The organism is Candidatus Methylomirabilota bacterium (assembly GCA_036002485.1).
Taxonomy (GTDB): Bacteria; Methylomirabilota; Methylomirabilia; order Rokubacteriales; family CSP1-6; genus AR37.
This window is the reverse complement of the sequence record DASYTI010000173.1, coordinates 17,167-41,246: the sequence shown is the minus strand read 5'-3', so window position 1 is coordinate 41,246 and position 24,080 is coordinate 17,167. Positions and strand designations below refer to the sequence as shown.

The following is a 24,080-nucleotide window of genomic DNA, read 5'->3' as shown; positions in this document are numbered from 1 at the left end:
GGCGCGGATGAATGCCGGACTCACGCTCGAGGACATCCTGGCCGAGGTCAAGCCTCCCGCGCATCTGAGCGAGCGGCCGTACCTCCAGGCCGTCTACGATGAGCCCGACTACGTCATCCGGAACATCTGGCGGCTCTACGGCGGCTGGTGGGATGGTCGGCCGGCCCATCTGAAGCCCGCTCGTGAAGCGGAGATCGGCCTGGAAGTGGCGAATCTCGCAGGGGGGATCGATGCGCTCCTGGCCCGGGCCCGAGCCCTCGCCGCCGAAGGACGGCTCGAGCTGGCCAGTCACCTCGTGGACTGGGCGGCCGCCGCGGCGCCCAAAAACTGGGCGGTCCACGACGTTCGTGCCGATGTCTATCTCGCCCGCGCGCAAAACTCTGAGGCGCTGATGACGCGTGGTATTTTTTCTGAAGCAGCTCGTGAGTCCGCCATCAAGGCGGGACGCCCGCTCCCGGAGCAGTGAGCCGCCTGTCCAAAAGTAGCGACTGGCTAGTCGTACTTTACGGAACCGAAGCCGAGGTACTTGAAGCCGATCCCCTTGCCCTTGATGACGCCGTTCTTCGTCACCGGACCCTCGGGCAGCATGCCGACGGCACTGTCGCCGCCGAGATACAGCAGGACATTGCCGCCGTCGAAGAAAAGAAGATCGCCCGGCTGGGGCTCGCCCTCGGTCGAAAGGGCGAGCTGCGCCTGCAGGATCTTGGCCGTGGCCCCCTCGACCTTCTCGAGCGCGCCCACCTGGGCCAAGGCGAGGGCGGCGAAGCCGGCGGAATCGAGCCCCTCCTCTTTCGTCCGGCCGCCCCACTTGAAGGGCACCTTCTCCTCCTTGAGGGAGAAAGCCGCCAGGAGCGCCTCGCGTCGCTTGCCGTCGATCGAGGGTGGCAGCTTGGGGTCCTTGATGTCTTTCCCCGTATTGGGGTTCTGGCGAATCGCCACGACCATCTGCGCGAGCTCGTCGCGCTCGGCGCGTGCCGCCGCGAGGGCCTGCTCGACCTTCGAGGCATTGGCGGCCGCCGCCGCGCTCGACGCCATGAGCCGCGTATTGTCGCGCTGCGCGGCGTCCCGCTGCTGCTCGAGCGAGCCGATCTGCTTCTGAGCATAGAGCGCCACGCTCACGGCCAGGATCGCGCACACCACGAGGCCGATCAGCAGCCCCAGGGTGAGCCCCCGTCCCCGCCCCCCGGGAGCCTCGATGGGCGCCGCCGGCGACGGCATCTCCTCTTCGCGCTCGGTCACCGTCTTCCTCTTGAGCCCGCCGGCCTCAACCGAGCTGGGCCGAAAGCTCCGCCACTCGCCGGCGGAACTGCGTGATATTGCCGAGCTTGATCTCCTCGTAGCCGCGGATCATGTCCGGCAGGTCGGCCAGGGCCACCGCCGCGTCGTGGGAATTGGGGCCGAGCGTCTCGAGCACTCGCACGACGAGGGCGCGGTATTCGTCTACCAACGCCCGCTCCTCGCGGCGCACGCGCGCGTAGCCGAAGGGATCGAAGGCGGTGCCCCGGAGCCCCCGCATGGCCCGGAGGGCACCGAACACGGGGCGGAACCAGGAGCCGAGCCGGATCTTCTTCGTGAGACCCAGCGCGCGGAAGATCGGCGGGTGCAGGTGCCAGTAGTAGCGGATCTCCTGCCCAAAACGCGCGGAGAGCTCGGCCTCGAGGGCGGCTGAGAGATGGAGTCGCGCCACCTCGTACTCGTCCTTGTAGGCCATGAGCTTGAAGAGGTGGCGGGCCACCGACTCAGAGAGCCCGGTACGGCCGGGCGTCTTTCGAGCCTCTTCCCGCGCCACGCGGGTGATGAAATCCACGTAGGACCTGGCATAGGCGGCATCCTGGTACGCGATCAGCTCGGGCACGCGTACCTCGAGGAGCCGTCGGAGCTCCCCCTGTGCCCCCGAAGCCTCCACGAGCGCCGCGGCCTCGGCGGAGAGTGCCCGCCTCGTCTCGACCTTGCCGGTAGCCGTCTGGACCGCCGACTCGACGCGCCGGGCGTCCAACACGGCCATGCGGCCCCAGCGGAAGGCGAGGAGATTCATGTCCACGCTCACGCCGTTGAGACGGATGGCGGCCTCGACGGAGCCGGCCGAGATGGGCAGCGCCCCTGCCTGATACGCCGCACCCACCAGGATGAAATTGGCCGCCATGTGGTCGTTGAAGAGGGCCTCGGCCATGCCCAGGGCGTCGACATAGACATTGGCGTCCTTGCGGGTGACGCGATCGAGGCTCATGAGGGCGCTGGCTAGCTCCGGGAACTGGACGCTCGTATCCGCGACCATCTGGCCCGTGGGAATCTGGCTGGTCGAGACCACGGCGACGGTGCGCCCGGCCTCCGCCTTGTCGAGATTGACGGGGTCAGTGGCGACGAGGAGATCAAAGCCGAGATAGAGATCGGCGCCGCCCGCCGAGACTTTGTTGGAGATCTCTATCGGCGAGGAGGCGAGCCGGAGGTCAGACACGACCGGCCCGCCCTTCTGACTGAGCCCCGTCTGATCGAGGCCACGCACGTGGCGGCCGTCGAGCATGGCCGCCGTGCCCAGAATCTGGTTGACGGTGACCACGCCCGTGCCGCCGATGCCCATCATGTGCAGGGCGAAGCCGTCGCGCGGCACGCGGAGCTCGGGCTCGGGGAGCTCGGCCTCCAGAGGCGTCAGACGCTTCTGCCGCTTCTTCGGCTCACCGATGGGCTCGATGGTGAGGAAGGAGGGGCAATCGCCGAGCAAGCACGAGTAGTCCTTGTTGCAGGAGGACTGGTGGATCTGGGTCTTGCGGCCGAACTCCGTCTGGACGGGCTGGACGGAGAGACAGTTGGACTTCCGGCCACAGTCCCCGCACCCCTCGCAGACGGCCTCGTTGATGAAGACGCGCATCTGAGGCTCCGCCTGCTTGCCGCGCTTGCGGAGCCGGCGCTTCTCGGCCGCACACTGCTGGTCGTGGATGAGGGCGGTCACCCCCGGGGTGGCCGCCAGCACCGACTGGGCCTCGAGGAGCCGGTCACGGTGCCACACCTCGCAGTGGCCGGCGAGGGACACGCTCTTGTAGTTCTCCACATGATCCGTGGTGATGATGATGCGCTTGACGCCGTCGGCTTCCAGCCGCCGGGTCAGGGCGGGAATCGGCAAGGCGCCCACGGCGTCCTGGCCGCCCGTCATGGCCACCGCGGAGTTGTAGAGAATCTTGTAGGTGATGTTGACGCCGGCGGCGATGGCGTAGTTGATGGCCAGGCTGCCCGAGTGAAAGAGGGTACCGTCGCCGATGTTCTGGAAGAGATGCGGCGTCTCGGTGAAGGGCGCGATGCCCACCCACTGCGCGCCCTCGGCCCCCATGTGGGTGACGCCGATGATGCCGCGGTCCATGCCCATGGCCATGCCGTGGCAGCCGATGCCCGCCGCGGCCACCGCGCCCTCGGGCACGACGGTGGAGCGATTGTGGGGGCAGCCCGAGCAGAAGTAGGCCGTGCGGGCCAGGGTCAGCAATTTCGGCCTGGCCTTGAGCTCGTCCAGGTGACGGACGCGCGCCTCGGCCGATTCGACCCGCATCTTCCGGGCGAGCCGCTTCGCGATGGCGCGCGCGATGGTGTCGGGGTCGAGCTCACCGACGATGGGCAGGAGCATCCGCTCCTCTTCGTCCTGCTTGCCCACCACGCGCGGGCGGTCGGGCATACCGTAGAGCACATCCTTGGCGAACATCTCGATGAACGCGCGCTTCTCCTCGACGACGAGGATCTCCTCGAGCCCGCGGGCGAACTCCCGGACGATCCGAGGCTCCAGGGGGAAGAGCATGGCCATCTTGAGAATCCGGATACCGTGGTGGCGCAGCGCCTCGTCGTCGAGCCCGAGCTCGCGGAGCGCCTGGCGGACGTCGTAGTAGGTCTTGCCCGAGGTCATGATGCCGAGCCACGCATCCGGCGTGGGCACGGCGATCCGGTTCAGCTTGTTCTCCCACGCGTAGCGGCGGGCGAGCTCCAGGCGGGCATGGTAGAGCGTGCGCTCCATGTCGAGACCGTAGGGCGGGATGAGATTGACGTTGATGTGGTGCTCGAAGGGCCGGCCGTCGAGCTCCACCACAGGGATGATGGGGCTCACCCGAGAGGGACCGACCTCGGCCGTGGTCACCTCGTCGGCGACATTGGTCACGATCTTCATCCCGACCCAGAGGCCGGAGGTCCGCGAGAGCATGAAGCCGTGCAGGCCGAGGTCGAGGATCTCCTGGGCGCTCCCCGGGAAGATGGTCGGCATGAGCGCGTCGTAGAGCGCCACCTCGGAGGCGCTGGGCAGTGTGGAGGACTTCGACACCGGGTCGTCGCCGGCCAGAGCGAGCACGCCGCCGTTCTTGCCGACGCCGGCGTAGTTGGCATGCTTGAAGGCGTCCCCCGTCCGGTCGACGCCCGGGGCCTTGCCGTACCACATCCCGAGCACGCCGTCGTACTTCGGGCGCGGGAAGAGCCCGGCCATCTGGCTGCCGAAGATGGCCGTCGCGCCGAGGTCTTCATTCAGGCCGGAAGAGAACACCACGTGATGCGCGTCCAGGAGCTTCCGCTCGCGCTCGAGCGTCTGGTCGAAGCCGCCGAGCGGCGAGCCGCGGTAGCCGGAGATGAAGGTGGCGGTGCGGAGCCCCCGGCGTTGGTCGGCACGATGCTGGTCCAGGGGCAGCCTGACCAGCGCCTGGATGCCCGAGAGGAAGACGCGCCCTTCCTCCTGGGTGTACTTGGCGTCCAGCGAGAATACGTGAGTCGTGGTGGTCATGAACCCCCCTCAGGGGATGGCGGTGTCAGCTTGGATGACGCGTCACATGGTAGTCGGGAAGCCGTCCTGAGGCAACTATCCTGGCCGGCCTCCGAGGCTCCACCAGACACTCTCGGGAACCGGAATGCCCGCCGGAAGTTGCTTTACGGGGGCGGGGGCGGCGGCTAGAATACCCGCGGCTCGCAGGGCCGGCGGGGAGGCAACCCGGGAAGCCTGAGTTAGGCTGGACGCATACTTTGTCGGTGATGACGACCGCTCACACCACGTTCCGCGCACGAGGAGGTGCCGCATGAGCGATCCGCAGACCACGACCGAATCGCCACGTCGCAGGTTCCTGAAAGGTGCGGCCATGGCCGCGGCGGGGACGGCCGCCCTCGGCTTCCCGACGGTCGTCAAGGCGCAGGGGCCCATCACGATGCGATGGCAGAGCACCTGGCCGCAAAAGGACATCTTCCACGAGTACGCGAACGACTTCGCCAAGAAGGTCAACGACATGACCGGCGGCGACCTCAAGATCGACGTGCTGCCGGCGGGCGCCGTGGTGCCGGCCTTCGGCCTCATCGACGCGGTGTCGAAGGGCACGCTCGACGGCGGTCACGGGGTGCTCGTGTACCACTACGGCAAGCAGACGGCGCTGGCTCTGTGGGGGTCCAGTCCCGCCTACGGCATGGACGCCAACATGCTGCTCTCCTGGCACAAGTACGGCGGCGGCAAGCAGCTGCTGCAGAAGCTCTACCAGTCGATCGGCATCAACGTCGTGTCCTTCCCCTACGGCCCGATGTTCACCCAGCCTCTCGGCTGGTACAAGAAGCCGATCACCAAGCCAGACGACTTCAAGGGGCTCAAGTTCCGCACCGTGGGCATCTCCATTGATCTCTTCCAGGGCCTGGGCGCAGCGGTGAACGCGCTGCCCGGCGCCGAGATCGTGCCGGCCATGGACCGGGGGCTCCTCGATGCCGCCGAGTTCAACAACGCGACCTCCGACCGCATCCTCGGCTTCGCCGACGTTTCCAAGGTGTGCATGCTGCAGAGCTACCACCAGAACGCCGAGCAGCTCGAGATCACGTTCAACAAGACCAAGTTCGACGCCCTGCCGGACAAGATGAAGGCGATCATCGAGAACGCCGTCGAAGCCGCCTCGGCCGACATGGCCTGGAAGTCGATCGACCGCTACTCGAAGGACTACATCGAGCTGCAGACCAAGGACAAGGTCAGGTTCTACAAGACCCCGGACTCGGTGCTGCAGAAGCAGCTCGACATCTTCGACCAGGTCGAGACCAAGTATGCGGCTCAGAACCCGATGTTCAAGGAAATCGCCGAGTCGCAGAAGGGGTTCGCCGCACGGGCGGTGAAGTGGGACCTCGACACCAACGTCAGCCGCCGCATGGCCTACAACCACTACTTCGCCAAGGCTGCTGCAAAGCCGGCCGCCAAGCCCGCTGACAAGAAGAGCTGACTTTCCGTGACGTCTTCAGGGAAGGCCAGCCGTCCGGTGCACGCCGGACGGCTGGCCTCGCTTCTGCTCGCATGAACGCCCAGCGCCTGCTCGGGGCCATCGACCACGTCAGCTACTGGTCGGGTAAGGCCTTCGCCTGGCTCATCGTGGCCCTGACCTTCGTGGTATCGCTCGAAGTCTTCAAGCGCTACATCCTGAACGCTCCGACGGCCTGGATCTTCGACTTGAACAGCATGCTGTACGGCACGCTGTTCATGATGTGCGGCGCCTACACTCTGGCCGCGGCGGGTCACGTGCGCGCCGACTTCGTCTACATCTACATGAAGCCGCGCGGCCAGGCGGCTCTCGATCTGGCCCTCTACCTGCTCTTCTTCGTCCCCTGCATGATCGGGCTGATCTACGCGGGGGGCGGCTTCGCGGCCGACTCCTGGCGCATCCACGAGCATTCCACCGTGACCGCGGAGGGGCCGCCCGTCTACCAGTTCAAGACGGTGATCCCTGTCGCGGGCGCCCTGGTCATGCTCCAGGGGCTGGCTGAGATCGCCCGCTGCATCATGTGCCTGCGCACGGGGGCCTGGCCCGTGCGGCTCGAGGACGTGGAAGAGATCGATGTCGTGGAGACCCAGCTCGGGCGCAGCGAGTACGTGGACGAGGAGTCGCGGCGGGCGGCCCTGGAGACGGCGCACGCCATCGACGAGGCCGCCCGCCACCGCAGCGTGATGGAAGAGGGCGTGATCCACGAGCGGGCGGTCAAAGAGGACGAGCGGAAGGATTCATGAGCGACCCGTCGCTCGGCCTGACCATGCTGGGGCTCATCGTGATCGCGATCATGATGGGCTTTCCCACCGCCTTCACCCTGATGGGCCTCGGGATGGTCTTCGGCTATATCGCGTTCTGGATCCCGGGCGCGCACTGGTACGACAACCGCATCTTCGATCTCATCGCGCAGCGGACGTACGGCGTGATGACCAACGACGTCCTGCTGTCGATCCCGTTGTTCGTCTTCATGGGCTATGTCATGGAGCGGGCGGCGCTGGTGGACAAGATGTTCCACAGCGTCCAGCTCGCCTTCCGGCGCGTTCCCGCCTCGCTCGCCGTGACCACCATGCTGGTGTCCGCGTTCTGGGGGATCGCCTCCGGCATCGTCGGCGCCGTGGTCGTCCTCATGGGCGTCATCTCCCTGCGCCCGATGCTCAACGCAGGCTACGACGTGAAGCTCGCCTCGGGCGTCATCACCGCGGGCGGCACGCTGGGCATCCTGATCCCGCCCTCCGTGATGATCATCGTCTATGCCGCGGTGGCCGGGCAGTCCATCGTCAAGCTCTACGCGGCCGCGATGCTGCCGGGGTTCTTCCTGACCTCCCTCTACCTCGTCTACATCCTCGGCTGGGCGATCATCAACTCCAAGATCGCCCCGAAGCTCCGGCCCGACCAGTACCGCGTGGCGGTGCCGGACTGGCTTCAAGGACTCGAGCGCGGCCGGTCGCGGAGCGTCGTCCCGGGCCTCGTGGCGAGCGTGTTTCGTCCGGCCCTGCTGAAGGGCGCGGCCGGTTACGACGTGATTGCCAAGAACCTGCTCGTGCTGTCGGTGCCGCTGCTGTTGACCGTCGGCACCTTCGTCGCGGGGTGGTGGTACGTGGTCATCTACAACGCGCCCGAGGTGGCGATAGCCGCCGCGCCGGCGGAGCCGGCCAAGGCCGTCCCCGCGGCGCCCGCCGCGAAGGGGGCACCGGCCGAGGAGAAACCGCAGGAGCTTGGCACCGCGGAATCCGCGGCGGAGCCGGCGGAGAACCGACCGAAGGCCGAGGGACCGCCCGAGGAGATGACGTCACTCAGGGACCCTACGTTGGCGTCGGGAGCGGGGAGGATCCCGGAGCACTTCTACGCCTGGTTCTGGGGACTGGCGGCGGTCTCGGGGTTCCTGCTCCTCTTCTACTTCTGGCGCATGGACGGCGAGCAGCTCGAGATCCTGAAGGAGCTGTGCGCATCGGTGGTGCCGCTCGGGGTGCTCACCGTGGTGGTCCTTGCGGTGATCCTGTTCGGCATCTGTACCGCCACGGAGTCGGCGGCGATCGGGGCCCTCGGCGCGATGTACCTTGCCGTGATGGCGAAGTATCTGCGGCAGGTCTTGTGGTGGAGCCTGGTCGGATTCATCATCGGCGTTGCCCTCGGGTGGTGGCAGGGCGAGGACTGGGCATCCCTGGTCGTGGCGGGCTCGATCGGCGGGACGCTCGTGGGGACCGTCGTGCCCGGGCTCTGGTATCTCAGGACCTCCGCGGAGCTCCGCGAGAACCTGAGGCAGGCGACCTTCCTGACCGCCAAGACGACGGCGATGGTGTGCTGGCTGTTCGTGGGCTCGGCGCTGTTCTCCGCCGTGTTCGCCTTGCACGGCGGCCAGTCGCTGATCGAGCGGTGGGTGCTGGGCATGAACCTTTCGCCGCTCGGGTTCATGTTCGTGGCCCAAGTGATCATCTTCCTTCTCGGCTGGCCGCTCGAGTGGACGGAGATCATCATCATCTTCTGCCCGATCTTCATCCCGCTGCTGAGCCACTTCAAGATCGATCCCATCCTGTTCGGCACCATGGTCGCGGTCAATCTCCAGGCCGCGTTCCTCTCGCCGCCGGTGGCGATGTCGGCGTTCTATCTCAAGGGGGTGGCGCCGAAGCACGTGACGCTCAACCAGATCTTCGCGGGCATGATGCCGTACATGATCATCGTGTGCATCTGCCTCGTGTTCATGTACATCTGGCCGGGCATGAGCCTCTGGCTGCCGGAGTTCCTGTATGGGAAGTAATCCCCGGAGGGGGACTTTCGTCGATGACTCGGAGGGGGGCTTTGCCCCCCTTCCGACCGTCGTCGCGCGCCTGCGGCGCGCTCCTCCGTGCCTCCCCCCAATTCTTCGATTGCGGCGGCAAAGCCGCCGCTCGGAGCGTAGAATTCAGTCGCTGAAGGAGAAAGCTCGATGGATCTGAGTAACCTGTATGCGCTGTCGGCTACGGATGGGGCGCGGTTGATCCGGGATGGCGTGATCTCGTCGGAGCAACTGGTCGAGGCTTGTCTGGCCCGAGTGCGTGAGACCGATGGGCGGATCGAGGCGTGGGCCTTTCTGGATCCGGAGTACGCGCTCGGGCAGGCGCGCGCGGCGGACGAATGGCGGCTCGGGGGTCGGCCCCTTGGCCCGCTACACGGCATTCCCGTGGGCCTGAAGGACATCATCGATACCGCGGACATGCCGACCGAGAACGGCTCTCCGCTCCACGCGGGTCGCACGCCATCGCGCGACGCGCCGGTGGTGTCCATGCTGCGCGGGGCGGGTGCCGTCATCATAGGCAAGACGGTGACCACGGAGTTTGCCGGCGCCTTCCCCAACAAGACGCGAAATCCGCACAATCCCGCGCACACGCCGGGCGGCTCCTCCAGCGGCTCGGCCGCGGCCGTGGCCGCCGGCATGGTGCCGCTCGCCCTGGGGAGCCAGACGGGCGGCTCCACCATCCGGCCGGCGTCGTTCTGCGGCGTGTATGGCTTCAAGCCGACCCATGGCCTCATCCCGCGCCACGGCATGTTCATGATCTCTCGCACGCTCGATCACGTCGGGCTCTTCGCGCGCACGATCGAGGACATCGCGCTGCTCGCTTCGCTGCTCGTGGGCTACGACGAGCGCGATCCGGATACACGACCGCGCGCGCGCATTCCCTTCGCGGAGGTGGCGGCCGAGGAGCCTCCCCTGCCGCCCATGTTCGCCTTCGTCAAGACCGCTCGCTGGGATCGCGTGGCCGGCGATGCCCAGGAAGCCTTCGCGGAGCTGACGGATCGCCTGGGCGATCGCGTGGAAGAGATCGAGCTGTCCAGCGGGGTGGACGCGGCGCTCGACTGGCATCGGACGATCATGGAAGTCGAGCTGGCGGCGAACCTGACCCGGGAGTGGAACGAAGGTCGCGCTCACCTGTCCGCGTCGATTCGGCCGCGGATCGAGCGCGGCCGCGCGACGCGCGCCCTCGACTATCTGGCCGCCCTCTCCCACCTGCCCGAGCTCCACGAGGGATTCGCCGAGCTCTTCTCTCAGCGCTATGACGCCATCCTGACTCCCGCTTCCACCGGCACCGCGCCGGCGGGGCTCGACTCCACGGGAGATCCGGCCTTTTGCTCGCTGTGGACGCTCTGCGGCATGCCCGCCATCAGCGTGCCCCTCATGCAGGGCGCGAACGAGCTTCCTCTCGGCGTCCAGATGGTCGGCCCGCGCCACGGCGACGCGCGCCTTCTGCGCACCGCGCGCTGGCTCGTGGACCATCTCGCGAACGGCTGAGGTCCCGCCGTTCGCAGGGCCTGGTCTGGAAACAGGCTCGGACCTTGCCACCCGTAGGTTCTGCTACAATGCCGCCCGTTCGCCATGACCGACGGCCCCCTGCCCCTGACCGGCATCCGCGTCCTCGAGCTGGCCCAGATCGTGGCCGGCCCTTTCTGCGGCGCCCTCATGGCGGAGTTCGGCGCCGAGGTCATCAAGACCGAGCTGCCGGGCAAGGGTGACGACCTCCGCCGGCTTGGGCCCACCGAGGACGGAGTCAACTACTGGTATGCCGTCGACAATCGCGGAAAGAAGGTCGTCACCCTCGACCTGCGCACGCCGCAAGGGCAGGGCATCGTGCGGCGCCTCGTGCCGCTCTGTGACGTCGTGCTCGAGAATTTCCGGCCGGGTGTGCTGGAATCGTGGGGGCTGGGCTGGGAGGAACTCCACCGGCTCCGCCCGTCGCTGATCATGGCGCGCATCACGGCCTTCGGGCAGACGGGACCACTCCGCCAGGGCCCCGGTTTTGCCGCCATCGCCTCGGCGTTCGGAGGCACGTGGTTTCTCAATGGCCCCGCCGACCGGCCGCCGTCGCGACCCACGCCCGTCTATCCCGACTATCTGACGGGGCTCTTCACGGCTTTCGGCGTCATGGCGGCCCTCCGCCACCGGGACCATACGGGCGAAGGCCAGTGGATCGATGCCGCCCTCTACGAGTCGGTTTTCCGCATCCTCGAATACACGCCCACTTTCTATGGCCGTCAGGGCGTGGTGCGCGAGCGCGGCGGCATCCAGCATTCTGGCTGGCCGGGCGGCGCCTTCGCCACGTCGGACGGGCGGTGGATAGTCTTCACGACGCCGGCCCAGCACCTCTTCGAGCGGCTCTGTGTCATGCTCGGGCAGCCGGATCTGCCGAAAGACCCGCGGTACGCGAGCCACGAAGGGCGCGCGTCCAACATGGGGGAGATTCTCGGAATGGTCGAGGCGTGGTTCAAGGCGCGGCGCCTCGACGAGGCCATCAAAGGGCTCAAGGGCCACGACATCCCTCATTCCCCGATCATGAGCATGGCCGACATCTTCGCGGACCCGCACTATCGAGAGCGGCAGACCATCATCGAGGTGCCGTCCAAGGTGGGACCGCTCGCGCAGCCCGCGGTCATTCCGCGACTCTCCGCCACCCCGGGCCGTGTCACGCACGCGGGACCGCCCCTCGGCCAGCACACCGACGAGGTGCTCGAGGGCCTTCTCGCCATGTCGCCGGCGGAGATCGCGGAGCTCAGAGCCGCGCGCGTGGTGTGACGCCGGCGGTCAGAGCAGTCGGGGCCGCGAGCCCGCCGCGAGGAAAGACGCGTAGGAGAACTGGGGCGACCACCGGTCGTTCGCGAGGCCGTCCAGACGATCGAGGACGATCTCGCCGAGGATCGAGCCGAACTTGAACCCGTGGCCGGATCCCGCGGTGGCGAGAAACACGCCTGGCCACTGCGGATGGAAGTCGAGGAGGAAGTCATTGCTCGTGGACAGGTTGTACATGCAGCTATCGCAGCTGACCCGGTAGTCCTTCGGATCGAGGCCGAACCAGCTCCCGACGAACTCGGTGGCGGCTTCGACAAAGCCTGATGGGGTCGTCCGGCGGTCGAAGTCGGGATCGTCGATGGGATCGGTGACGAGATGCCGGGCCAGCTTGAGGCCGACGCGGCCCGGCTCGGCGGGGAAGCCATAGAAGCCCGTGTCGGCGGCCGAGTAGGGCACGAAGGCGGGCCGGCAGAACGGCGCGGGCACGCCTTCCAGATACATGATGCCCTGCTGGCACTGCCAGAGGGCGCGCCCAAGCTCGGGAAAAAGCCGCTTCGACCAGCCGCCGGCGGCGACCACGATCTGTGGCGCGCGGTACGTCGCGCCGCCTGCGCGCACTTCGACGCCTCCACCGCTCGATTCGATGCCCGCCTCCCGCTCGGTGGCGAACTGGACGCCCGCCTTCTCGCCGAGGGCCCGGAGGGCGGCCACGCAGTCCGTGGCGCGGAGAAAGCCCGCCTCTTCCTCCAGGAGCGCGCGCTTCCCCGGGCGGAACTGTGGGAACTCACGCCGGAGGTCGGCGGCCTCGAGCCAGCGGACCTTGGCGCCGGCGCGCCGGGCGTTGCGCTCGAGCTCCTCGAGGTGCGCCTCCGCCCCGCCGTCGCTCACGTTCAGGTTGCCCACGGCGACATAGAGCTCCCGGCCCGTCTCGGCTTCGATGCGCCGCCAGCCCGCCATGGCCTCGAGCGCCAGGCGCGTGTAGTGGGCGTCGAGATAGGTGGAGCGGATCTTTCGCGAGGGGCCGTAGGAGGCGGCGATCGGATTCGGCACGACGCGGCGATCCACGACGAGCGTGCGCCGGCGGCGACGCGCGCCCGCCAAGGCCGCGCTGAGCCCGAACACACCTCCGCCGATCACGATGAGATCGAAGCTCTGGGAAGTCATGAGTGGCTCCGTCGAGTGGCCGCCATCGTGCCAGAGCCCCTCCACACCGTCAACCGGGACCGCTTGAATTTGACGGGCGCTCTGACTACCATCGCAGGCACATGAAGATCGACGGCCTCGACATCTACTGGGTGAAGCTCCCGCTCGCCTTCAACTTTCGCACGTCCTACGGCGACCAGCTCTACACGGAGACCATGCTCGTGCGCATGGAGAGCGAGGGGCAGTACGCGTGGGGCGAAAGCTGCCCGCCGTATGTCCCCTCCTACTCCGCGGAGCACACCACGGGCACCTTCCACACCCTCCGCGCGCTGATGGCCCCGCGCATCATCGGGCAGGAGATCGCCTCCGTCCAGGACCTCCTGGATCGCCTTGGCTTCATCAAGGGCAACCAGTTCGCCCGGGCCGCCCTGGAAATCACGTGGTGGGTACTGGACGCCAAGCGGCGCGGGTTGCCCCTGCACCGCGCCCTCGGCGGCTCCCGCGATCGTGTCGCGGTGGGGGCGGACTTCGGCGTCCAGGACTCCCTCGACATCCTGATGGAGAAGATCCAGGGCGCCATCGACGCAGGCTTCCCGCGGATCAAGCTGAAGTTCCGGCCGGGCTGGGATCTGAACATGGTCGAGGCCGTCCGCTCCACCTTCCCCGACTTCACCTTCCACATCGACTGCAACGCCGCCTACACGCCGGCGGACACCGAGCTCTTTCGCAAGCTCGACCGCCATCGCCTGGCCATGATCGAGCAGCCCCTCGCCGACGATGGGATGAGCCTCATCAACCACGCCGACCTGCAGAAGCGGATCGAGACGCCTGTGTGCCTCGACGAGAGCGCGCTCAGCCTGACCCATGTCCAGGCGGCCATCCGACTAGGAAGCTGCAAGGTCGTCAACATCAAGATGGCCCGCGTGGGCGGTCTGACGGCATCGAGGGACATCCAGGCTCTCTGCGCCGAGCACGGGATCCCCTGCTGGATCGGCGGCATGCTCGAGAGCGCCATCGGCGGCGCCATCTGCGCCGAGCTCGCCACCCTCCCCAACTTCACCTATCCCGGCGACATCTTCCCCTCGTCGTACTTCTACAAGAACGACATCGGCAAGCCCGAGATCGTCCTGAGCGGCCGCGGCGAGGTCGCCACCTCGCGCGTGCCGGGCATCGCCCAGGAGCCCGACGCGGATCTGCTCAAGCAATGGACAGTGGAGCACGCCTCCTTCCGCGTCTAGGAAACTCGGAGTAGCCTTGCCTTCGGTCGTCGCCGTCACTAAGATCGCGTCAACGAGCTTGGTCCAAGGAGGCTGACCCGAATGAAAAAGACTGCGGTGGGGCTTGTCGCGATCGTGGCCGTCCTGGCGCTGACGGTGCCCACGACATGGTCACAGCAAGGGATCGACCCGTCGGACCGGATCGGAAAGGTGAGCTTCCCGGTCTCGTGCAAGCCGGCGGTGCAGAAGGCTTTCGATCAGGCGGTGGCGATCTTGCACTCCTTCTGGTACCTGGAGTCCGCGAGGGCCTTCACCGCCGTGACCCAGGCCGACCCGGACTGCGCCATCGCCTACTGGGGCATCGCCATGAGCCAGTGGTACCAGATATGGTCTCCTCCGGCCCCCGCCGCCCTCAAGCGAGGCGTCGAAGCGATGGAGAAGGCCAAGACGGTCGGAAACCCCACGCCGCGCGAGCGAGACTACATCGCGGCCGCGGACGCCTTCTTCAAGGATTCGGATCGCCTCGATCACCGCACGCGCGCCGCCGCCTACGAGAAGGCGATGGAGCTGGTGTTCACCCGCTATCCTCAAGATCGGGAGGCGCAGGCCTTCTACGCCCTCGCCCTTCAGGCCACCGCCGATCCCCACGATCGCACCTACGCCAAGCAGAAGCGATCCGCGGAGATCGCCGAGAAGATCTTTGCCGTGCAGCCGGATCATCCCGGCGCCGCGCACTACATCATCCACGCCTACGACTACCCCTCGCTCGCGCAGCGGGCCGTGCCGGCGGCGGGGCGCTATGCGAAGTTCGCGCCCTCGGTGCCGCACGCTCTCCACATGCCGTCGCACACCTACGTGCTCCTCGGCATGTGGCCCGAGACCATCCAGGGTAACATCGCCGCCGCCGCGGCGGAGAAGGCCCGCGGCAATCCCGATGACCGCATGCACGCGCTCGATTACCTCGTGTACGCCTACCTGCAGCAGGCGCAGGACGCCGAGGCCAAGCGCGTCGTCGACGAGGCGCGCGGCATCGTGAGCGACCTCGCGGCCAAGCAGTACGATTCGGGGCGGCCCACCGCGCACTTTGCCATGGCCGCCATCGAGGCGCGCTGGACCATGGAGCGAGGACGCTGGGCGGAGGCCGCGGCCATCGAGCCTCGGCCGAACCGCTTCCCCCACACCGAGTCCATGATCTACTTCGCCCGCGCGATCGGAGCCGCCCGCAGCGGTCAGGCCGCGCAGGCGCGCGCGGACGTGGAGAAGCTCGCCACCCTCCGGGACGCCTTGAAAGATCCCTACTGGGCCGAGCAGGTCGAGATCCAGCGCCGGGCCGCCGCGGCCTGGGTGGCGCGCGCCGAAGGGCAGAACGAGGCGGCCCTTGGGCTCGCGCGCTCGGCCGCCGAGACCGAGGACGCCACCGAGAAGCACAACATCACGCCGGGGCCGATCGCCACCGCGCGCGAGCTCCTGGGAGATCTCCTGATCGAGCTCGGCCAGCCGGGGGCCGCCGTGCGCGAGTACGAGGCCTCGCTCGAGCGCGCGCCGAACCGCTTCAAGACCATCGCCGGGGTGGCGCGAGCCGCCGAGCTCTCCGGCGACCGCGCCAAGGCGCGGACCTTCTACACCAGGCTCCTGGCTCTGGCCCGCCCCGCCGACTCGGAGCGTCCCGAGCTCAAGCAGGCCAAGACCTTCCTCGCCGCGAGCAAGTAAGTAAATGAAACGACTATCGATCCTCACGCTCGGTGTGCTGGCCGTGGCGGGCCTGGTGACGGGCTCGCTCGGTCAGGACAAGCCCCGGCAGAAGGCCATCTATACCGTCACCACCAAGAACATCTCGGTCGCCCTCTCCGCCCACACCTCGATCCCGTTGACGCTCGGCTACTGGACCACTGAAGGCGTGGACATGGAAGTGACCTCGCTGGAAGGCTCCACCGCCGGTCTCCAGCAGCTCGCCGCCGGCAATGTCCAGTTCGTCACGGTGGGTCCGGAGGTCGCGCTGATGGCTCGCGAAAAGGGCGTGAAGGTGAAGTCGTTCTACGTGGTGAACAGCGTCACCATCTTCCGCGTCGTCGTCCCCAAGGACAGCCCGATCCAGACGGCGGCGGATCTTCGAGGCAAGACGATCGGTGTCTCCGCGTTGAGCTCGGGTGCCGTCCCGGTGGCCCGAGCCATCGTGGCCTCGGGCGGGCTCAACCCCGACCGCGACGTCAAGTGGCTGGCCGTGGGCATCGGGGCGCCCGCCGCCCTCGCCCTCGGTCAGAAGAACATCGATGCCATGGCTCTCTGGGGTGACTTCCAGGCGGGTCTGGAGAATCTCGGGCTCCAGTTCCGCGAGATCACCGCGCCCTTCCTCAAGGATCTCCTCGGTCAGGTCGTCATCGCCCGCGACGACTACCTCGCCCAGCATCCCGACGTGGCGGTGGCCTTCGGCCGGGGCATGGCCAAGGCCACGCTCTTCGGGCTCACCAATCCCCCCGCGGCCGTCCGCATGCACTGGAAGATGTATCCGCAGACGCGGCCCCAGATCGCCGACGAGGCGCGCGCCCTTCGCGAATCCATCCACGTGTTCAATGCCCGCTTCGAGACCCAGCGCGTGGACAACCGCGACGACAAGCGCTGGGGATCTTCCTCGACCGCGCAGTGGAACCGTCTCAAGGCCATCTACCAGGAGCAGGGGCTCATCCAGGGCAATGTGGACGCGAGCGAGGTCTTCACGAACGCGCTCGTCGACGAGATCAATCGCTTCGACCAGCCGGCGGTGATTCGCCAGGCCCGGGAGTACCGATGAGCCCCGCCGTGCAGACCTTCCCCGTCGCCTCGGCACGCATGTACTCGTGGTCGCCCTCGCTGACCGCGGCCTGGCAGAGGCTGCTCGAGTGGGTGTCGGCCCGCGCGAGGGTATCGCTCGAGGTGCTCAACCTCGCCGACCCTGTCTCGCTCGACGACCTGTGGGCGCGCGAGGACCTCGGCTGCGTGTTCATGTGCGGATATCCATGGGCGCTGCGGAGCGACCGACCTCACCTGCTGGCGGCGCCGGTGCCCTCGCCGCCGCGCTATGGGGGCCAGCCCGTCTATGTCACCGACTTCATCGTACGGGCGGAGAGCGCCTACCGAACCATCGAAGACACCTTCGGCGGCTGCCTCGCGTATTCTGCCGAGCACTCGCACTCCGGCTACAACGCCGCGCGCTTCCACCTCCTCCCGTACCGCAGCCCGTCGCGGCCCACGCTCTACGGGCGCTTGCTCGGTCCCCTCCATCGCCAGGTGCCCGTCATCGACGCGGTGATCGAGGGCCGAGCGGACGTCGGGCCCGTCGACGGATACGCGCTCGACCTACTGCGGCGCCACCGCTCGGAGCGGGCGGAGCGCGTGAGGGTGGTGGCCACCACCATCACCGCGCCCAGCGCGCCCCTCGTCGCCTCGCCCATGGTGGACGCGGACGCGCGGGAGCGAATGACCAGGGCCTTGCTGGACGCTCACGCCGCTCCCGAGATTGCCGCCACCCTCGATGAGCTCCTCCTCACGCGCTTCGTACGCGTGAACCCCGCCGACCTCGAAGTCTTCCTGGAGCGCCAGCGCGCGGCGGAGGCCGCCGGCTACCCCAAGCTCGCCTGACGTCCGAGCAGGGGCTTGTCAAAGCATTTCACAGGTCTGGCGAGCAGGAATGGTCCGCTTCGAGCGCCGGCTTTGCCGGCGCAGTTCTCGGATTGCTCGCCTCGGAGGGCGGGGCCCCAGCCCCGCGACGTCCTGCGGCTCGCACTGCGTCGGGGGGAGGCTTCGGAAGGGGGGCGGAGCCCCCCTCCGAGCCATCTACCGCTTGAGCAGGGGCTGGAGATACGGCCAGAGGCGATCGCTGACCGCGGCGTAGCCCTCGGCCGTGGGATGGATGCCGTCGACCTGATTGAGCTGCGGATTGCCGGCGACGCCGTCGAGGAGAAAGGGCATGAAGGTCGCGCCGCGCTTGCGCGCCACCTCCGCGAAGAGGGCGCGGAAGTCGGCCGTGTAGCGGGCCCCGTAGTTGGGCGGCATCTCCATCCCGGCCAGCAGCACGTGCGCCCCGGCTTTCTGGAAACGCGCCACGATGGCCTCGAGATTGACCCGCACGCTCTTGAGCTCCTGGCCCCGGAGGCCGTCATTCGCGCCGAGGGCCACGATGACGATCTCGGGCCTGCTCCGGAGCGCCCAGTCCACGCGGCGCAGGCCGCCCGCCGTGGTGTCCCCCGAGACGCCGGCATTGACGACGCGATAGTCATAGCCCGCGGCGCGCAGGCGCGCTTCGAGACGCGAGGGATAGGAATCCTCGGGCTTGACGCCGAGGCCGGCCGTGAGGCTGTCGCCGAAGGCGACGATGACGTGCGGCTCGGCGGCGAGCGGAGCGGCGGACAGAGAGACCACGGAGACGGCGAGCAGGACCACCGCCCAGAGTCGGCGCATATCGCTAGTGTAGTATGGACAACTCACCTGCTCCGGCGCGGGCTGCGAACCGCAGCAATTTTAGGGCTCTGTGCAGCAGCCTGAGCGCGCGTCCCTGCTCGTTGTCAGCTTTTTGTCCGCTGCTCGATCACCGACAAGAAGGAAGAGGTCGAGGCGCTCGCAAAGACGATCGAGACGCGCATGGGCCGTCACGCTGCCGACGCGCGCGACACCTGCCTGGCCGGGACGCCGGAGCAGATCCGCGAGCAGCTCCAGCAGGCCAAGGCCGCCGGCTGCGGCGTGCTGTTCATCCCGAGCATGTTCCGGCCGCTACCCGAGCTGCGCCGCGACCTCGACCGCTTCATCACGGAGATCGCCCCGGCGTTCCGCTAATCCCGGCGTCAGAGGATCTTCAGGAACTCCACGAGGTCGCGCAGGTCGCCGTCTGTCAGCTTCTCGGTCGTGCCGGCCTTCTGCATGTAGCTCCACATGAAGCGCACCGTCTCTTCGAGGGTCGCGAACCGCCCGTCGTGGAAGTAGGGGGCGGTGCGGGAGACCACCCGTAGCGACGGCGCCTTGAACTTCCCGCCCGACTCCACGTCCTCGAGATCCTTCTTGTCGTAGACGGGCGGCAGGTGGCACGCCTTGCACCCGGCCTTCACGGTGAAGATCTGGTATCCGCGCTTGGCGGCCGCGGGCGCCGCGTCGGTCGGGGAACCGTCCGCCTTGAGATAGGGATTCGCGGGGTAGTCGAGCGACCGCACGTAGGCGACCAGCGCCTCCAGCGTCTCCGGGGAGGGCTCGGCCCCCTTCATGCGGTTCACGATGATACCGCGGATGTTCGCCGACAGACTCGGCGCGGTGCCGGCCCACGAGTAGGCCGCGCGAGTGCCGACGCCCCAGAGCGTCGGCGTGCTCCGGCCCTTGGGATCGCCGTCCTTCACGACTTCCACGCCGATGTACGTCCTGTTGTCGGTGTGGCCGTTGTCGGGGTGGCAGGACGCGCACGAATACTTGCCGTCAGCCGAGAGCTTGGTGTCGTTGAACAGCGCCCGGCCCTTGGCCACGAGGTCCTGGGCCGAGCCGGCCGGGGCCTGGATGATGAGCGCGAGGAGGCAGACGAGCAAAACAGCGCCCAGGGGCAATCGTCTCAGCATGGGATCCTCCTCAGATGCTGCCGCGATGGTAGTCGACCGGGGCACCGCACGACGGTAACATAACCAACGACTCCCGGGTTCTCAAGCCCGAGCTGGGTGCCCCTGGTTCGGCAGCAGCACCCCGAGGTGCCCGCCCTATCTGCCCGACGCACTCCGCCGTCTGTTCCGGCTGCAGCCGATCCTCTGCGTGTGTAGTATGGCTGTCATCATGATCACGGTGCGCGGGCTCAGCATGCGCCTCGAAAGCGGCGGCCGGCCCGTGGACGTGCTGACCGACATCACGCTGGAGGTGCCCGCCCGGCAGTTTGTGGCCATCGCCGGCCCTTCGGGCAGCGGGAAGTCGACCCTGCTCGGACTCATGGCGGGCCTCGACCGCCCCACCACCGGCCACGTCACCGTGCGGGGCGTCGAGATCACCTCGCTCGGTGAAGACGAGCTGGCCCGCTTCCGTCGCGACACCATCGGCTATGTGTTCCAGTCCTTTCACCTCATTCCGACCCTGACCGCCCTCGAGAACGTGGCCGTGCCTCTCGAGCTCAGCGGCGAGGCCGGCGCCATGGACCGGGCCCGCTCTCTCCTCGACGAGGTGGGGCTCGCCGAGCGCGGGCATCACTATCCCGTCCAGCTTTCCGGGGGAGAGCAGCAACGGGTGGCCGTGGCCCGCGCGGTGGCACGGCGACCGTCCCTGCTCCTGGCCGACGAGCCCACCGGCAATCTGGACTCCGCCACGGGCAAGCAGATCATCGACCTGATCGTCGCGCTCAACCGCAATCTCGGCAGCACGCTCGTGCTGGTGACCCACGACCCAGCCCTGGCCGCGCTCGCCGCCCGTGTCATCACCCTGCGCGACGGTCGCATCGTCAGCGACGAGATGAGCAATGGCGCGGGATGACTACGGCCCCTCACTGACCGGTCCTCGCCTCGCCACGCTCGTACCTGCGGCAGCTCGGCCGTGTCTCGGCTCGAATGGCGGCCCTCCCCCCAGAGGGGAGAGGGATCTTGAGAGGTGAAGTTCACGCTGAGGCTGGCCTGGCGGGAGACGCGGGGAGCCTCGCGCCAGTTCTCGTATCTCATCGCCTGCATCACCCTGGGCGTGGCCGCCCTCGTCGCCGTGGGGAGCTTCGCGGCGAGCCTCGAGCGCACGGTGGGCCGCTCGGCTCGCGCGCTCATGGGCGGTGACGTCGAGATACGAAGCAGCCAGCCGCTGTCGGTCCCCGCGGAAGCCGCGGTGAGCGAGCTCGCGCGGGGCGGGGTCGAGACGCTCGGTCTCCACGAGCTGGTCGCCATGTCGAGCGTGGCCGGACGCAGCCAGGTTGTCGAGCTCAAGACCGTGAGGCCGGGCTACCCGCTCTACGGCGAGCTCTTGACGGAGCCCGCAGGGCCGCTGGCCATGCTCGTCGGCAATGGCCGGGCCCTCGTTCACCCGTCTCTGCTGCAGAAGCTCGGGCTCTCCGTGGGCGATGCCATGAGGATAGGCGAGGGCGACTTTCTCATCAGCGGCGTCATCCGCCAGGAGCCGGACCGCGCCGTGGGTGTCTTCTCGCTCGGGCCGCGCGTGATGATCGCCCCCGAGGATCTCGCGCTCACGCACCTCGTGCGGCCCGGCAGCCGCGTCCGTCACCGGATGCTCTTCCGCCTTCCCATGGGCACGAGCGCGGAGGCCTTCAAGGAGGCGCTCGCCGAGAGGCTGCCGGATCCCTCCGTGCGGATCATCACGTACGGGCAGGCGCAACCGGGAATGCGCCGCTTCTGGGACCAGCTCACCGTCTACCTCGGCCTCACCGGCCTGGTCGCTCTCATGGTGGGCGGCATCGGCGTGGCCACGAGCGTGCGCACTTTCGTCCGCGGCAAGCTCGACACCATTGCCGTGCTCAAGTCCCTGGGCGCCGGGTGGCGCCAGATCCTCGCTGCCTATCTCCTCCAGACCGTGCTCCTGGGATTCGCGGGCAGCCTGCTGGGCGCCGCGCTGGGCACCGGGCTCCAGCGGGCCCTGGTGCCCGCGCTCTCACCGCTCCTCCCCTTTCCTCTCGAAGCCTCTCTCTCGCTTCGTTCCGTAGCGGCCGGGCTAGCCATGGGCACGGGGCTCACGCTGCTCTTCGCGCTGTGGCCGCTGCTCGATATCCGTCGCGTACCGCCGGCCTTGATCCTGCGTCGCGACGTCGAGGCGCGGCTGCCAGGGCGGCGACCTTGGCTGGCCGCGGTACCTATGGTGGCGGGCCTGGCCGCTCTCGCCTTCTGGCAGGCGGGATCGTTGAAGATCGGCGCGCTCTTCGTGGGTGGGCTGGCTGGCGCGCTGGTCCTGCTCGGGGCCACGGCGCGGCTCATGATCCATGCCGCCCGCCGGCTCCCGCGCGCCCGATCGCTCGCCTGGCGTCAGGCCGTGGGCAATCTCCACCGTCCCGATTCCCACACGGGCGTGGTGCTGGTTTCCCTGGGTCTGGCCGTGATGCTCATCGTGACGGTGGCCCTTCTCGAGCAAAGCCTGCGCGCTGACCTGGTCGACCGTGGACCGGAACGGTCTCCGGCTTTCTTCTTCCTCGACATCCAGCCCGATCAGGCCGAGCCCTTCCGGAAGCTCGTCACCGATCGAACCGGCCGCCCGCCCGACCTCACCCCCGTCGTCCGCTCGCGCCTGGCCATGATCAATGGCAGGCCCGTCGCCCATGCCCCCCGGCACCTGCGCGAGGAAACCTGGTATCTCTCGCGCGAGTACGTGCTGACCTGGGGCGCCCGGCCGCCCGAGCACAATACGGTCGTGACGGGTCGCTGGTGGACCGAGGAGGAAGCCAGGCGTGAGCCCCTGATCTCCGTAGAGGAGGAGATCGCCAAGAGCCTCGGCATCACGATAGGCGGCACCCTCGGCTTCGACATCCAGGGGGTGACGGTGCAGGCGCGAGTCGCCAATCTCCGGCAGGTGGACTGGCAGAGCTTCAATACCAATTTCTTCGTGATCTTCTCCCCGGGGGCCCTGGACGCCGCGCCCGCCACCTATCTGGCCACGGCGCGCGCGAGGCCGGAGGAGGAAGGCGCCATCCAGTCAGCCGTGATCGCGGCCTTTCCGAACATCACGGTCATCCCCGTCCGCGAAGTCCTCGAGCGCCTCTCCGGGGTGCTCGACCAGATCGCGCTGGCCATCCGGCTCCTGGCCGGGGTCAGCGTCGCCACGGGCGTGATCGTCACGGCGGGGGCGCTCGGCGTCAGCCGCTATCAGCGGCTCTATCAGAGCGTGCTCCTCAAGGCCCTGGGCGCCACCCGCGGGTTCGTGGCGCGCCTCTTCGCCGTGGAGTACGCGCTTCTCGGCATGGCGGCGGGGCTCTGCGGGTCCCTCTTCGCGGCCGCCCTCGCCTGGGGCGTCCTCCACTGGGCCCTCGACGTCCGCGTGGGAGCGGGCTCGCCGCTGATCGTCGCCGCCGGCATGGTCGGGGCAACGCTTCTCGCCCTCGGCGTGGGCTTCCTCGGCACCTGGAGACTCCTCGGGAGGAAACCTCTCGGCGTTCTTCGCGGGGAATGACCTCGCCCACGCTGTCGGATCGGCTCCGCGCGCTGTTCCCCGATGCCTCGGGTCGGAGCCTCAAGCAGTGGCTCGAGTCCGGCCGGGTCCACGTCAATGGCCGCGTGTGCCGCGACGGCCGCGCGACCATCGCCGACGTCGACAAGGTCGAGCTCGCCGGGCACGGAGGCCTCCGATTCCCCCGCGAGCTCAAGCTCGTCCACGAAGACGCGGCCATCATCGTGGTGGACAAGCCGCCCGGAATGCTCAGCATGGCCACCGAGCGTGAGCGTGCGCGCACCGCCTACCGACTGCTCCGCGACTATCTCGAGGGCGGCCGGCCGCGGGGGAGACCCTTCATCGTCCATCGTCTCGACCGCGAGACCTCCGGTCTGCTCGTCTTCGCCAAGTCGCCCGCGGCCAAGGAGCACCTGCAGGCCCAGTTCGAGGCGCGCACGGTGGAGCGCGTGTATCGCGCTCTCGTGAAGGGGCACGTGCGCCGCGAGTCCGGCACGCTCGAGAGTCGCCTCGTGGAGGATAGGAGTCTCCGGGTTCGCGCCACGTCGGGCGCGGCGGGGAAGACCGCCATCACGCGCTATCGGGTGCTCGCGCGTGGATCCGCCACCACGCTCCTGGAGCTGTCTCTCGGGACGGGGCGGCGACGGCAGATCCGGGTCCAGCTTGCCAGCATGGAGCATCCCATAGTCGGCGATCGCGAGCATGGAGGCCCGGCCGGCCCCTTTCGCCGTCTCTGCCTGCATGCCACGCGGCTCGGCTTCCGTCACCCGGACACCGGTCTGGCCATGCGCTTCGAGAGCGCGGCGCCGGCCGCTTGGGTATAATCCGCGCGTTCCACGAACCCCTCAGGGAGCGGGAGACCTCTAAGTC

General features: G+C 68.3%; 19 protein-coding genes. 14 read left to right on the top strand and 5 right to left on the bottom strand.

The window, feature by feature from the left end; genetic code table 11:
- A partial coding sequence (locus tag VGT00_16225) for an alkyl sulfatase dimerization domain-containing protein (protein HEV8532970.1) occupies window positions 1-466 on the top strand: 466 nt, incomplete at its 5' end.
- 26 nt (window positions 467-492) lie between these two features.
- Here the strand turns inward: VGT00_16225 and VGT00_16220 are convergent.
- Together VGT00_16220 and VGT00_16215 are read right to left on the bottom strand one after the other, a co-directional pair.
- Window positions 493-1,239: an NlpC/P60 family protein gene (locus tag VGT00_16220; GenBank protein HEV8532969.1), complete on the bottom strand. Its 747-nt coding sequence runs from the start codon at window positions 1,237-1,239 to the stop codon at window positions 493-495.
- A gap of 25 nt (window positions 1,240-1,264) precedes the next feature.
- The gene (locus VGT00_16215) at window positions 1,265-4,741 is read right to left on the bottom strand and encodes an indolepyruvate ferredoxin oxidoreductase family protein (GenBank protein HEV8532968.1); all 3,477 of its coding nucleotides are present in this window, start codon (window positions 4,739-4,741) and stop codon (window positions 1,265-1,267) included.
- A 289-nt stretch (window positions 4,742-5,030) separates the two neighbouring features.
- On the opposite strand from VGT00_16215, the gene VGT00_16210 reads away from it, so the two are divergent.
- From VGT00_16210 to VGT00_16190, 5 genes are all read left to right on the top strand, one after another.
- Window positions 5,031-6,197 (top strand): C4-dicarboxylate ABC transporter, encoded by a 1,167-nt coding sequence (locus VGT00_16210; protein ID HEV8532967.1) that lies wholly within the window; start codon window positions 5,031-5,033, stop codon window positions 6,195-6,197.
- Between the two features lie 71 nt (window positions 6,198-6,268).
- A complete protein-coding gene (locus tag VGT00_16205; protein HEV8532966.1) occupies window positions 6,269-6,976 on the top strand; it encodes a TRAP transporter small permease subunit in 708 nt (235 codons plus the stop codon).
- Window positions 6,973-8,991, top strand: coding sequence for a TRAP transporter large permease subunit (locus VGT00_16200; GenBank protein HEV8532965.1), 2,019 nt, complete (start codon window positions 6,973-6,975; stop codon window positions 8,989-8,991). The genes VGT00_16205 and VGT00_16200 overlap by 4 nt, the downstream gene beginning before the upstream one ends.
- A 168-nt stretch (window positions 8,992-9,159) precedes the next feature.
- Window positions 9,160-10,500 carry an amidase gene (locus tag VGT00_16195; GenBank protein HEV8532964.1) on the top strand — a complete coding sequence of 447 codons (1,341 nt, stop codon included), beginning with the start codon at window positions 9,160-9,162 and terminating at the stop codon, window positions 10,498-10,500.
- 84 nt (window positions 10,501-10,584) lie between these two features.
- Entirely contained in the window at window positions 10,585-11,778 is a 1,194-nt protein-coding gene (locus VGT00_16190) for a CaiB/BaiF CoA-transferase family protein (protein HEV8532963.1), read from the top strand.
- Between the two features lie 9 nt (window positions 11,779-11,787).
- Here VGT00_16190 and VGT00_16185 read toward each other — a convergent pair whose 3' ends face one another.
- Window positions 11,788-12,936: an FAD-dependent oxidoreductase gene (locus VGT00_16185; protein HEV8532962.1), complete on the bottom strand. Its 1,149-nt coding sequence runs from the start codon at window positions 12,934-12,936 to the stop codon at window positions 11,788-11,790.
- A gap of 101 nt (window positions 12,937-13,037) precedes the next feature.
- Between VGT00_16185 and menC the strand changes: the two genes are divergently transcribed.
- The 4 genes from menC to VGT00_16165 all read left to right on the top strand — a co-directional run bounded on the left by menC (window position 13,038) and on the right by VGT00_16165 (window position 17,747).
- Entirely contained in the window at window positions 13,038-14,153 is a 1,116-nt protein-coding gene (menC, locus tag VGT00_16180; GenBank protein ID HEV8532961.1) for an o-succinylbenzoate synthase, read from the top strand.
- A gap of 81 nt (window positions 14,154-14,234) precedes the next feature.
- Window positions 14,235-15,842 carry a hypothetical protein gene (locus VGT00_16175; GenBank protein ID HEV8532960.1) on the top strand — a complete coding sequence of 536 codons (1,608 nt, stop codon included), beginning with the start codon at window positions 14,235-14,237 and terminating at the stop codon, window positions 15,840-15,842.
- A gap of 4 nt (window positions 15,843-15,846) precedes the next feature.
- Complete coding sequence (locus VGT00_16170; protein ID HEV8532959.1) at window positions 15,847-16,920, top strand: ABC transporter substrate-binding protein; 1,074 nt, start codon at window positions 15,847-15,849, stop codon at window positions 16,918-16,920.
- Window positions 16,917-17,747: a PhnD/SsuA/transferrin family substrate-binding protein gene (locus tag VGT00_16165; GenBank protein ID HEV8532958.1), complete on the top strand. Its 831-nt coding sequence runs from the start codon at window positions 16,917-16,919 to the stop codon at window positions 17,745-17,747. The genes VGT00_16170 and VGT00_16165 overlap by 4 nt, the downstream gene beginning before the upstream one ends.
- A 195-nt stretch (window positions 17,748-17,942) precedes the next feature.
- On the opposite strand, the gene VGT00_16160 is transcribed toward VGT00_16165, so the two are convergent.
- Window positions 17,943-18,566: an arylesterase gene (locus tag VGT00_16160; GenBank protein ID HEV8532957.1), complete on the bottom strand. Its 624-nt coding sequence runs from the start codon at window positions 18,564-18,566 to the stop codon at window positions 17,943-17,945.
- A 180-nt stretch (window positions 18,567-18,746) separates the two neighbouring features.
- Here VGT00_16160 and VGT00_16155 point away from each other — a divergent pair, with 180 nt between their 5' ends.
- Entirely contained in the window at window positions 18,747-18,938 is a 192-nt protein-coding gene (locus tag VGT00_16155; protein HEV8532956.1) for a hypothetical protein, read from the top strand.
- An 8-nt stretch (window positions 18,939-18,946) separates the two neighbouring features.
- On the opposite strand, the gene VGT00_16150 is transcribed toward VGT00_16155, so the two are convergent.
- Complete coding sequence (locus VGT00_16150) at window positions 18,947-19,702, bottom strand: cytochrome c peroxidase (protein HEV8532955.1); 756 nt, start codon at window positions 19,700-19,702, stop codon at window positions 18,947-18,949.
- 208 nt (window positions 19,703-19,910) lie between these two features.
- Here VGT00_16150 and VGT00_16145 point away from each other — a divergent pair, with 208 nt between their 5' ends.
- The 3 genes from VGT00_16145 to VGT00_16135 all read left to right on the top strand — a co-directional run bounded on the left by VGT00_16145 (window position 19,911) and on the right by VGT00_16135 (window position 24,034).
- Entirely contained in the window at window positions 19,911-20,594 is a 684-nt protein-coding gene (locus VGT00_16145) for an ABC transporter ATP-binding protein (protein ID HEV8532954.1), read from the top strand.
- Window positions 20,595-20,708: 114 nt separating this feature from the next.
- Window positions 20,709-23,213 carry an FtsX-like permease family protein gene (locus VGT00_16140; protein HEV8532953.1) on the top strand — a complete coding sequence of 835 codons (2,505 nt, stop codon included), beginning with the start codon at window positions 20,709-20,711 and terminating at the stop codon, window positions 23,211-23,213.
- Complete coding sequence (locus VGT00_16135; GenBank protein ID HEV8532952.1) at window positions 23,210-24,034, top strand: RluA family pseudouridine synthase; 825 nt, start codon at window positions 23,210-23,212, stop codon at window positions 24,032-24,034. The genes VGT00_16140 and VGT00_16135 overlap by 4 nt, the downstream gene beginning before the upstream one ends.
- Window positions 24,035-24,080: the final 46 nt, after the last annotated feature.